This is a genomic window from Bradyrhizobium shewense, assembly GCF_900094605.1.
In the GTDB taxonomy this organism is placed as follows: Bacteria; Pseudomonadota; Alphaproteobacteria; order Rhizobiales; family Xanthobacteraceae; genus Bradyrhizobium; species Bradyrhizobium shewense.
The window spans coordinates 189440-201191 of record NZ_FMAI01000012.1; the positions used below are offsets into that span (position 1 = coordinate 189440).

An 11752-nucleotide genomic window follows, 5' to 3' on the forward strand; every position below is an offset into this window, starting at 1 on the left:
CCGCCAGGGGGTATCCCCTCGCGGGCGGTGATCAGGAAAAACCTCAAAAGAAAAATAGCCCCCGCTGGGAAATGGAGGCGGAAATTACTTCAAGGAGCTGCTAATCGAAGTGAACTTGTCGTTCAGGGTGACGCCCAGGCTGTTCACCACGGTGATGATCGCCAGAGCGATACCTGCGGCAATCAGGCCGTACTCGATCGCGGTTGCACCGGACTCGTCCGACCAGAACTTTTGAATCATGCGCTTCAAAACTCGCCTCCGTTTCAATTCCAAGCTGTGTTGGTTGGTTTCGACATCCGCAAAGATACGGGGCGCAACCTACAGCCCGGTTAACCGGGAACCGCAACTTATGCGGAAAAATGGCGACGAAAGTTCCAAAAATTGAACTCAACGGAACCCTGAATGCAGCCTTCTCCTACCCATCGCGCCAGCTTTTCGATCGGCAGCGAGGCCGACGCCCGACGCGTCGTCGACGTGCTCACCGAGGTGTTTTTTGACGGCGATGCGGCGGTTGCCGCCTTCGAGCGGCCGGACGGACCGTGGGACGTCACGCTCCATTTCGCCGAGGCGCCCGATCAGGCTTGGCTGCGTGAACTCGTTGCAACTTCAGCAGGAAATGCGATCGCCGCGACTCTTCTCTTCGACACGGTCGAGGCAAAGGACTGGGTCAAGGCCAGCCTGGAAGATCTCGTCCCGGTCCCGGCCGGGCGCTTCGTCGTGCACGGCAGCCATGACCGCGACCGCGTGGCGCCGAACAAGCTCGCCATCGAAATCGAGGCGGCGCTTGCCTTCGGCACCGGCCACCACGGCACCACCCGTGGCTGTTTACTGCTGCTTGACCATGTCCTTAAGAGTTCCCGCCCGAGGAACCTGCTCGACCTCGGCACCGGAACCGGCGTACTCGGCATCGCGGCCGCCAAGGCGCTGCATCGCGCGGTGCTCGCCTCCGACATCGACCCTCCGTCGGTGCGGGTGGCGGCGGAGAACGCGGTGCTGAACGAGGTCGGCAACCAGGTGCGGGTGATTCGCGCCACCGGCTTCGCCGCGCCGGATTTCGAAAAGGCCGGTCAGTTCGACCTGGTGCTCGCCAACATCCTCGCCAACCCGCTCAGGCAATTGGCGGGCCCGATGGCGCGGCATCTTGCGCCCGGCGGACGCGTCATCCTCTCCGGCCTGTTGACGCACCAGGCCCCCGCCGTGATCGCCGCCTACCGCGCGCGCGGTCTCATGCCGTTGAAGCATCTGCGGATCGAGGGGTGGAGCAGCCTGTTGTTGCGGAAGATGGGGTGAGCGAGGTGTCGCAGGGTGGGCAAAGCGCAAGCGTGCCCACCATGCGTCCGCGAAAAAAGGAAAGATGGTGGGCACGGCGCTTTGCGCCTTTGCCCACCCTACGGCATTATCGATGCTGCCCTACTCCGCGGGCTTCTCGTCCCGCCGCATCGGAGGCTCGTCCTGCAAGGTACGCCTCGCGCGGCGCTCGGCGATACGATCGATCATCTGGCGCATGACGCCGCGCGGCTTCTTCGCTGCAGCCGCAGTCGGGACGCGACGCACCGGCGGCGAAATCTTCTCAAACGTGAATGCTGGCATCGTGTGTCCCCTCGCCGTTGAGATGAACCACCTGCTCGAATTTCCCTGTCATCCGGACGAAGCGCAACTGCCGCATCCTTTACTCCACTCAATTCGAATGGAACCATTCAAGCACAGTCCATGCCAGATGCGACGCGAATGCGTCCAGATTGCGGACTCGTCCCCATGATCCTAAAGTGATCCACCATGTTCGAAGCACACTTCCAGACATTCGAGGAGCCGGAAGCCGGCGTCGCATTGACGGCGCGGCTCGCCGCCCTTCGCGAAGAACTCGCCCGCCGCAAGCTGACCGGCTTCGTGATCCCGCGCGCCGATCAGCAGCAGAACGAATATGTGCCGCCCTCGGAAGAACGGCTGGCCTGGCTGACCGGTTTCACGGGGTCGGCGGGACTCTCGGTGGTGCTGACCCAGGAGGCCGCTCTGTTCGTCGATGGCCGCTACACGCTTCAGGCCGCCAAGCAGGTCGATGCAAAGGCCTGGGCCGTGGAATCGCTGATCGACCCGCCGCCGGAGAGCTGGGTGTCCGCGCATCTGAAGGCCGGTGACCGCCTCGGATTTGATCCGTGGCTGCACACTTTTGCGGCAGCCGAGCGCCTGTCTGCCGCCTGCGCCAAGGCCGGCGCCGAGCTGGTCGCCGTCGACAGCAATCCAATCGACGCAATCTGGCAGGACCGCCCGCAGCCGCCGCTCGCCCCCGTCACCGTGCACAGCCCGCAGAATGCCGGCGTCACTGAAGCCGAGAAGCTGACGCAGATCAGGGCCGAGATCGTCAAGCTCGGCGCCGACGCGCTGGTGCTGTCGGACAGCCACGCGGTGGCCTGGACCTTCAACATCCGCGGTGCCGACGTTGCGCACACGCCGCTGCCGTTGTCCTATGCGCTGGTGCCGAAGGACGGTCGCCCCACCATCTTCATCGACCATCGAAAACTCTCCAACCTCACGCGCGACCACCTCGAGCAGTCCGCCGACGTGCGCGAGCCCGATGCGATGGCGCCGACGCTGATGGCGCTGGCCAAAAGCGGCGCTGCGATCGCGCTCGACGGTGCCACAGCCGCCGATGCGCTCAGCCGCCTGATCGCGGGAGCCGGCGGCAAGCCGGTACGCGGCAGCGATCCGATTGCACTGCTCAAGGCGGTCAAGAACGCGACCGAGATCAAGGGCACGCAGACGGCGCATCGGCGCGACGCCGTGGCGCTGGCGCGCTTCCTCGCCTTCATCGACCGCGAGGCCGCAAGCGGCAAGCTCACGGAGATCGACGCGGTCGAGGCGCTGGAGACGTTCCGCCGCGACACCGGCGCGCTGAAGGACGTGTCGTTTCCCACCATCTCGGGCACCGGCCCGAACGGCGCCATCGTGCACTACCGCGTCACCCGCAAGAGCAACCGTCGGATCGCACCCGGCGATCTGCTGCTGATTGATTCCGGCGCGCAGTACGAAGACGGCACCACCGACGTCACGCGCACCATGGCGGTGGGCGAACCCACCGCTGAGATGCGCGACCGCTTCACCCGCGTGCTGCGCGGCCATATCGCGATCGCGCGCGCCGTCTTTCCGGACGGCACCACGGGCGCGCAGCTCGACACGCTGGCACGGCAATATCTCTGGGCCGCCGGCGTCGATTTCGAGCACGGCACCGGTCACGGCGTCGGCAGCTATCTCTCGGTGCACGAAGGGCCGGCGCGGATCTCGAAGCTCGGCACCACGCCGCTGAAGCGCGGCATGATCCTCTCCAACGAGCCCGGCTACTACAAGACCGACGGTTTCGGCATCCGCATCGAGAACCTCGAGCTGGTGGTGGCCGCCGACATCAAGGGCGCCGAGAAGCCGATGAATGCGTTCGAGACGCTGACGTTGGCACCGATCGACCGGCGGCTGATCGATGTGGCGATGCTGAGCCGCGACGAACTCGGCTGGCTCAATGCCTACCACGCGCGTGTAAGGGCCGAGGTGCGGCCGGCGCTGGACGAGGCGACGCAGGCCTGGCTCGATCAGGCGACGGCGGAGCTGAAGGCGTAGCGAGCGAGCCGGAGCGGCGCTGCATGGCGCTAGGCGATTTGCGCAACGCTGCTTCCTCACCTCAGCTGTCATGCCCCGCGCAGGCGGGGCATCCAGTACGCCGCGGCTCCTCGATTCAACCACAACTGCCTCTGGAATACTGGATCGTCCGCCTTCGCGGACGATGACACCACCATTGGGCACGAGCAACGCGGCCAATCGGGCGCCATCGCGCCCTCACCATAACCATCCCGGAATCCGTATAGCCGCATTCCGAAACGCCGATATCCGTCTTGCGCGGGCGCGCTACAGTCGATTCGAACTCGAAAGACGGACACCAATGCACGGCATGATCAGCAAGCCGCCGCGAGCGGCGGCCAACCTCGCGACGTCGCGCCTGGTGCTGCTGTTGCTGGTCGTGATGACCGGGATCGCGCCGATCTCGCTTTATATCCTGGTTCCGGCACTGCCGGTGCTGGCGACGAATTTCGGCAGCGACATCTCGATCGCGCAGATGACGGTGTCGCTCTACATGGTCGGCATCGCGCTGTCGCAGCTCATCATGGGACCGCTGTCGGACCGGTTCGGACGGCGTCCGGTGCTGCTCGGAGGGCTGGCGCTGATGATCGTGGCCAGCGTCGCGTGCATTTTCGCCGAGACCTTGCCGCAATTGATCGCCGCACGCTTTTTCCAGGCGCTCGGCGGCGCCTCCGGCATGGTGATCAGCCGCGCCATCATCCGCGACATCTACGAGCGCGACCGCGTCGCCTCGATGATCAGCCTCGTGGTCGCCGCGCTGATGATCGGGCAGATGGTTTCGCCGCTGACCGGCGGCCTGATCGAGACTGCGTTCGGCTGGCGCGCGATCTTCTACGCCATCACCATCGCCGCGATCATTGTCGCCGTCGGCATCGCGGTGGCGCTGCCCGAAACGCGGCGCAGCCGCGCCGCCGGCAGCGGCTTCCGCGGCGACGTCGGCATCCTGATCCGCAACCGCGCCTTCGTCGGCTATGTGATGTGCCAGGTGCTGGCCTCTCAGATCATCTTCACCTTCGCGGGCGGCGGCCCCTACATCGTGGTGACGCAGATGGGCCGCAGCAGCGCCGAATACGGCGCCTGGTTCGCGACCTCGGGCTTTGCGTTTCTCGTCGGAAATCTGCTCTGCGTACGCTTTGCGCCGCGGCATTCGCTGGAAAAATTGATCTGGTTCGGGCTCGCCCTCCAGCTCGCCGGCAGCCTTGCGAACCTGCTGTGGAGTATCATCGGCTGGAACGAGGCCCCGGCCTGGCTGTTCGGCACGCAGATGATCGTGATGGCCGGCAATGCCTTCGTGATGGCGAATTCGGCCGCCGGCGCCATCAGCATCCGCCCCGAGGCCGCCGGCACCGCCTCCGGCACGATGGGCTTCCTCCAACAGGGCATCGGCGCACTGATGTCGCAATTCGGCGCCTATCTCGGCGGCCACTCCGTAACGACGCTGCCACTCACCGCCGCAGTCCTCGCGATCTCGCTGCTCTGTGCCTGCGTGATGATCTTCGTCGTCCCCCGCCGCGAAGTGGTGGTGAGCGAGGCACTGATCGAGCAGGCGGAAGAGGAAGAGAGCGGGATGATGTAGCTGTCGCTGGGCGCGACGGCGTCACCCTGCATTCGGTGTCATCCCCCGCGAAGGCGGGGGATCCAGTATTCCAGAGACGCTGCGGGGGATACGGATAGGCTGGGGCGTACTGGATTCCCCGCCTTCGCGGGGAATGACGGCGGAGTGGGTGGTACCAGCGTGCCCCTCACTCCCCGATCAGCGTCAGCCACTCGTCCTCGGTCAGCACCTTGACGCCGTGCTTGTTGGCCTCGGCCAGCTTCGAGCCCGCGCCAGGACCGGCAACGACGAGATCGGTCTTCTTCGACACCGAGCCTGAGACCTTGGCGCCCAACCGCTCCGCTGTGGCCTTGGCCTCGTCGCGCGTCATCTTCTCCAGCGAGCCCGTGAACACCACCGTCTTGCCGGCGACGGCCGAGTTGCTCTTCGGCTTCTCGGCGTCGACGATCTCGACTTCCTTGGTCAGCCGCTCAACGATGCCGCGGTTGTGGCTCTCGCCGAAATAATCGGCGATGCTCTTGATCACGGTGTCGCCGATCTGGTCGAGCGCGTCCATCTCGGCCATCGCCTCTTCGTCGCCCTTGGCGACCTTGAGGCAGGCATCGTGGAAGGCGTCCCACGAGCCGTAGCCGCGTGCCAGCGCCAGCGCCGTGGTCTCGCCGACATGACGCATGCCGAGCGCATAAATGAAGCGTTCGAGCGCGATTGTGCGCCGACTCTCGATGGCGCCGAACAGGTTGCGCACCGAGGTGGCACCGTAGCCCTCGATTTCCTCGAGCTTGAGCTTCGCGTTGCGCTTCTCCAGCGTGAAGATGTCGGCGGGCTCCTTGACCCATCCCTCGTCGAAGAAATACTGCAGCTGCTTCTCCCCTAAACCGTCGATGTCGAAAGCACGGCGCGAAACGAACAGCTTGAGGTGTTCGATCTTCTGATAGGGGCAGGCGAACTCGCCGCTGCAGCGAGCACGGGATTCCTCTTCGCCGGCGGCGGTTGCGCCGCGGACAACGTCGGTGTGCAGCGGGCACGGGCACTTCTTCGGGAAGGAGAATTCCTTGGCGCTCTTCGGCCGCTTGTCGAGGACGACGTCGACGATCTGCGGGATCACGTCGCCGGCGCGCTGGACCACGACGGTGTCGCCGATCCTGATATCACGCCCCTCGCGCAGCACCTCGCCCTTGTTGCCGATGCCCTTGATATAGTCCTCGTTATGCAGCGTGACGTTCTGCACGATCACGCCGCCGACGCCGATCGGCTCGAGCTTGCCGACCGGCGTGAACGAGCCGGTGCGACCAACCTGGATCTCGATGTCGCGCAGCAAGGTCATGGCCCGCTCGGCCGGGAACTTGTGCGCGATGCCCCAGCGCGGCGTGCGCGAGACGAAGCCGAGACGCTCCTGCCAGTCGATGCGGTCGACCTTGTAGACGACGCCATCGATATCGTAGTCGAGCTCGGCGCGCTCTTCCTCGATGCTCCGGTGGAACGCGACCAACTCCTCGACGGAGTGGCACAGCTTGGTCAACGGATTGGTCTTGAAGCCGCAGCGCTCGAACCAGCCGATCATGCCGCTCTGCGTCCCTTCAGGCATCGCGCTCATCTGCCCCCACGCATAGGCGAAGAAGCCGAGGGGACGCGAGGCGGTGATGGTCGGGTCCTTCTGCCGGAGCGAACCGGCCGCCGAATTGCGTGGATTGGCAAAGATGGTGTCGCCGGCCGCCTTCTGCCGCTCGTTGAGCGCGAGGAACGCCTTCTTGGTCATGTAGACCTCGCCGCGCACCTCGCAGATATCGGGGATGTTCCGGCCCTTCAGCTTCTGCGGCACGTCTTCGAGGGTGCGGATGTTGGCGGTGACATCCTCGCCGACTGCACCGTCCCCGCGCGTCGCCGCGGTGACCAGCTCGCCGCCCTCGTAGCGCAGCGACATCGAGAGGCCGTCGATCTTCGGCTCGGCGGAGAAATTGACCTTGTCGTCGTCGAGCTTCAGGAAGCGCACGATGCGGCCGACGAAGTCGCGCACGTCCTCTTCGGCAAAGGCGTTGTCGAGCGACAGCATCGGAACGGAATGCCGGACCTTCTTGAAGCGGCCTGACGGCGCCGCGCCGACCTTTTGCGAGGGCGAGTCCGAGGTGACGAATTCAGGAAAGCGCTTCTCGATCGCGTTGAAGCGCTGGCGTAGCGCGTCGTACTCGGCGTCGGTGACGGTGGGCGCGTCCTCCTGATAGTAGCGCTCGTTGTGCCCCTCGATCTCCAGCGCCAGCCGCATGTGCTCGACCTTGGCCTGGGCCTTGGTGAGGTCGGCGAGGTCGCGAGGCGGTGTTGCTTTGGATTTTGCTGCTCTGGCCATGGTGCTTGGATACGACGGAGCGGGTAGCACGGTAAAGGCGTGTAGAAAGCTCGTGCCCCGGACGCAGCGCAGCGCTCCCGGCGATGCGGAGCATTGTCCCGTGCGCTGCAGAGCCGGGGCCCACGTGGCAGAAATCTGGGTCCCGGCTCTGCGGAGCAGCGCTGCGCGCTGCGCCGCGTCCGGGACACACAATCAAGCCGTGGCCGCCTTGAGCAGCCGTTCCGCGGCCGCCCTCGCCTCGGCCGTGATCTCGGCGCCGGCCAGCATGCGGGCGATTTCCTCGCGGCGGTGGTCGGCCGCCAGCGCATTGACGCGGGTGGCGACACGCTTGCCCTTGTCGAGGGCATCCTTGGAGATCAGCAGGTGCTGGTCGGCGCGGGCGGCGACCTGCGGGGCGTGGGTCACGGCCATCACCTGCACCTTGCCGGCAAGCCGCGCCAGGCGCCCGCCGATGGCGTCGGCGACCGCACCGCCCACGCCGGTGTCGATTTCGTCGAACACCAGCGTCGGCGCCGAGCCGCGGTCGGACAGCACGACCTTGAGCGCGAGCAGGAAGCGCGACAGCTCGCCGCCGGAGGCGACCTTCATCATCGGTCCTGGCTTGGTGCCCGGATTGGTCTGCACCCAGAACTCGACGCGGTCGAAGCCTTGCGGGCCTGGAGCTGCCTCATCGGTCGCGACCTGGGTCATGAACTTGGCGCGTTCGAGCTTCAGCGGCGCGAGCTCGGCATTGACCGCCTTGTTGAGCTTCTCCGCCGATTTCTGCCGCACCAGCGACAGCTTCTTGGCGGCGGCGGCATAGCGGCTATCTGCCTCGATCGCGGCCTGCTCCAGCTTCTTCAGCCGCGAGGCGCCGGCATCGATCAGCACGACGTCGGCGGCGTATTTGGCGGCCAGCGCGGCGAGCCCGTCGACCGGCGTCGAATATTTGCGCGAGGCGGCCCTCAGCGCGAACAGGCGCTCCTCGATGCGTTCGAGCTCGGCCGGATCGAAATCGGTCGCGGCGAGCGCCGCCTGCAGATGCTGGTCGGCTTCCTCCAGCGCGTTGATCGCCGCGTCGATCGCCTTCACGGCGGGCTCGACCAGCGCGGGCGAATTGACGGCGCGGCGTTCCAGCCGGCGTACCGCCGCCGACAGAGTCGAGACCGGCGAATGGTGGCCACCGACAGCCTCCTGCGCCTCGCGCAAATCGGAGGCGATCTTCTCGCCCTGCATCATGGTGGTGCGGCGGCTGGCGAGCGAGGTTTCCTCGCCGTCCTTGGGCGCGAGCTGCTTCAGCTCGGCGGAGGCGTGGCGCAGATAGTCGGCTTCCCGCGCGGCGCGCTCCATGGCGGCGCGATGCTCCTCCAGCGCGGTATTGGCGGTGCGGCGTGCGTCCCAGAGCGTTTCGACCGCGGCAACGTCCTTCTCCAGGCCGGCGAACGCGTCGAGCAGGCGGCGGTGGGTGGCGGCATCGACCAGCGCACGCTCGTCATGCTGGCCGTGGATCTCGACCAGGGCGGCGCCGACCGCCTTCAGTGTCTGCACGCTGATCGACTGGTCGTTGATGAAGGCCCGGGTGCGGCCGTCGGCGAGCTGCACGCGGCGGAGAATCATCTCGCCGGTGTCCTCCAGGCCATTCTCGGCAAGGATCTTCGTCGCGGGGTGATTCTTGGGGACATCGAACACGGCAGTCACCTGCCCCTGCTCCACGCCGTGGCGCACGAGGCCGGCGTCGCCGCGGCCGCCGAGTGCCAGCGCAAAGGCATCGAGCAGGATGGATTTGCCCGCACCGGTCTCGCCGGTCAAAACCGCGAGGCCGGTGGCGAATTCGATATCGAGCCGTTCGATCAGGACGATGTCACGGATCGACAGACGCGCCAGCATGGAACCAAATTTCCTAGCCGAGACCCATCTTCTTGAAAGTCCGGCTGATCCAGGACCCCTGATTCTCGCTCGGTTCGAGACCGCCGGATTTTACAAGATTATAGGCGTCCTTGTACCAGCGGCTGTCAGGAAAATTGTGCCCAAGCACGGCCGCCGCGGTCTGCGCCTCGCCGACGATGCCGATCGCCATATAGGCCTCGGTCAGCCGGAACAGCGCCTCCTCGACATGGCGGGTGGTCTGATACTGCGTGACAACGGTCTTGTAGCGGTTGATCGCCGCCGTGTAGTCGCGCTTCTGCGCGTAATAGCGGCCGACATTCATTTCCTTGCCGGCAAGCTGGTCGCGCGCACCCTCGATCTTGGCCTTGGCGGATGTCGCGTATTCCGAGCTCGGATATTTGCGCACCACCTCTTCAAGGGCGGCGATCGCCTTCTCGGTGCGGGCCTGGTCGCGGCTGGTGTCCGGGATCTGGTCGTAATGGGAGGCGGCGATCAGATATTGCGCATAGGCTGCATCCGGGCTGCCGGGATGCAGCGTGACGTAGCGGGTGGCGGCGCCGATGCAGCCGTCGAAGTCGCCGCCCTGGTAGGACGCATAGGCCGACATCAGCAGCGATTTGCGGGCCCAGTCGGAATAAGGATGCTGGCGGTCGACCTCTTCGAACTTCTTGTTCGCCGCCTTCATGTCCTTCTTCTCGTTCATGAGGTACAGGCCCTCATTGTAGATCTTGTCGGCGGGCTCCTCGACGAAGGTGTCGTCCTTGGCGGTGAACTTGTCCCAGAGCGAACCGGTGCCGCAGCCGGCCAGCGGCAGTGCGAGCATCATGAAGGTGACGGCCTGCAGCAGCCCACGGGCCCGCGACGAGACCGAGAAATATCCGCGCGTCGTACGCTGTGCCGACATGAGTTTAAGCCCTGACGCCCTGTGATGCGGTGCCGCCAGCCCATGAACCCCGTCATGGGCGCGAAATGTAACCGTGGTGCCTGCCATGCGACCACGCCGATGTATCCGAAAAGCGATCTTTAACCAACCGGATAGGCAGGCATTTCGCCCGGATTAAGGCGAACGTGCCGCAATCCTAGCCGATCGTGGTTACCAGGAGTTTCCCGGGGTAAGCCGCTGCCTGAGGCCGGCGGCAACAGCTTTGTTCAGGACACGTCCGGCCCGTAGGCCGCAGCGATCCGGCCGCCGACGATACCGCGACCGACCTCGCCCACAGGACGCGTGGTGCGGCGGGCCGCCTCGCCCTCGACCACCCGCCAGGCGGTACGGTCGGCGAGCAGCGCGGTCAGGACAGCGTGGTTGAGCTTGTGGCCGCCACGCACCGAGCGGTAGGCGCCGAGCAGCGGCAGGCCGGCCAGCGACAGGTCGCCGATCACGTCCAGCACCTTGTGGCGGGCGCATTCATCGGCGTAGCGCAGGCCCTCGGTGTTGAGCAGCCGCTCGTCGTCGAACACGACGGTGTTGTCGAAGGAGGCGCCGAGGGCATAGCCCGCGCTCCAGAGCCGCGCCACGTCGCTCATCAGACCGAAGGTCCGGGCCCGGCCGACTTCGCGGCGGAAACGCTCCGGGTTGAGGTCGAAGGCGTAGCTCTGCTGGCCGATGACGGGATTGGTGAAATCGATCTCGACCTCGACGCAGAACCCGTTGGCGTAGGGCCTGATCTCGCCGAAGGAGTCGCCGATCTTGACCGAGATCGGCTTCAAAATCTGAATGAAGCGGCGCTGTGCCGGCTGGGTCACGATGCCGGCCTGGTCGATCGCCGCAATGAAGGCCGCGGCGCTGCCGTCCATGATCGGCACTTCGGGACCATCGATCTCGATGGTGGCGTTGTCGACACCCATACCCCGCAGTGCAGCAAGCACGTGCTCCGCGGTGGACACCAGCGGACCGTTGCGATCGCCGAGGACGGTGGCGAAGTCGGTCGCGATCACCTGCTCGGCGGTCGCCTGAACTTCGCGATCACTTCCCTCGAGGCCGGTGCGGACAAAAATAAAACCGGCGTCGACAGGCGCAGGCCCAAGGGTGAGAGTGACGGGAAGACCGGAATGAACGCCCACGCCTGCCACGGAGGCTTGCGCACGAAGCGTTGTTTGCCGGCTAAATTTCATCAGGAACCCGCCCCACTACGACCCACTGCGACTTATACTGGACTCACTTGGCCGGCCAGTGCCGAGCTCCTGCGAATCCGTATCCCCAAGTCACGGCAAACCATAGTCACTGCCTCAAACAGCGCCAACTCACGCTTTTTTACCGATTGTTACCCCAAACCTGCCGTATTCGCGCCAAGGCTTAACCAAATTGCGCCGAGGTTTTGGGTCGCTTTCGGCAGTTTGACTGAACACCCAAACACGTAATTAATTAT

At 65.5% G+C, this 11752-nt stretch carries 9 protein-coding genes; 3 read left to right on the forward strand and 6 right to left on the reverse strand.

Annotated features, from left to right (window positions below; genetic code table 11):
- Positions 1 to 84 precede the first annotated feature (84 nt).
- Positions 85 to 240, reverse strand: a complete 156-nt coding sequence (locus tag GA0061098_RS23290) for a Flp family type IVb pilin (RefSeq protein WP_091961919.1) — start codon at positions 238 to 240, stop codon at positions 85 to 87.
- 162 nt (positions 241 to 402) lie between these two features.
- Here GA0061098_RS23290 and GA0061098_RS23295 point away from each other — a divergent pair, with 162 nt between their 5' ends.
- Positions 403 to 1290 carry a 50S ribosomal protein L11 methyltransferase gene (locus GA0061098_RS23295; protein ID WP_091961660.1) on the forward strand — a complete coding sequence of 296 codons (888 nt, stop codon included), beginning with the start codon at positions 403 to 405 and terminating at the stop codon, positions 1288 to 1290.
- Positions 1291 to 1410: 120 nt separating this feature from the next.
- On the opposite strand, the gene GA0061098_RS23300 is transcribed toward GA0061098_RS23295, so the two are convergent.
- Positions 1411 to 1590: a hypothetical protein gene (locus GA0061098_RS23300; RefSeq protein WP_091961663.1), complete on the reverse strand. Its 180-nt coding sequence runs from the start codon at positions 1588 to 1590 to the stop codon at positions 1411 to 1413.
- 186 nt (positions 1591 to 1776) lie between these two features.
- Between GA0061098_RS23300 and GA0061098_RS23305 the strand changes: the two genes are divergently transcribed.
- Both GA0061098_RS23305 and GA0061098_RS23310 read left to right on the forward strand, forming a co-directional pair.
- Positions 1777 to 3606: an aminopeptidase P family protein gene (locus GA0061098_RS23305; RefSeq protein WP_091961666.1), complete on the forward strand. Its 1830-nt coding sequence runs from the start codon at positions 1777 to 1779 to the stop codon at positions 3604 to 3606.
- A gap of 319 nt (positions 3607 to 3925) precedes the next feature.
- Positions 3926 to 5200 (forward strand): multidrug effflux MFS transporter, encoded by a 1275-nt coding sequence (locus tag GA0061098_RS23310; RefSeq protein ID WP_091961670.1) that lies wholly within the window; start codon positions 3926 to 3928, stop codon positions 5198 to 5200.
- Positions 5201 to 5366: 166 nt separating this feature from the next.
- Here GA0061098_RS23310 and ligA read toward each other — a convergent pair whose 3' ends face one another.
- From ligA to lpxC, 4 genes are all read right to left on the reverse strand, one after another.
- On the reverse strand, positions 5367 to 7520 hold the full coding sequence (ligA, locus tag GA0061098_RS23315) for an NAD-dependent DNA ligase LigA (RefSeq protein ID WP_091961673.1): 2154 nt from the start codon (positions 7518 to 7520) through the stop codon (positions 5367 to 5369).
- A 192-nt stretch (positions 7521 to 7712) separates the two neighbouring features.
- Entirely contained in the window at positions 7713 to 9386 is a 1674-nt protein-coding gene (gene recN, locus GA0061098_RS23320) for a DNA repair protein RecN (protein ID WP_091961676.1), read from the reverse strand.
- 13 nt (positions 9387 to 9399) lie between these two features.
- Positions 9400 to 10290, reverse strand: a complete 891-nt coding sequence (locus tag GA0061098_RS23325; protein WP_091961679.1) for an outer membrane protein assembly factor BamD — start codon at positions 10288 to 10290, stop codon at positions 9400 to 9402.
- A gap of 245 nt (positions 10291 to 10535) precedes the next feature.
- Positions 10536 to 11498, reverse strand: coding sequence for a UDP-3-O-acyl-N-acetylglucosamine deacetylase (gene lpxC / locus GA0061098_RS23330; RefSeq protein WP_091961682.1), 963 nt, complete (start codon positions 11496 to 11498; stop codon positions 10536 to 10538).
- Positions 11499 to 11752 lie beyond the last annotated feature (254 nt).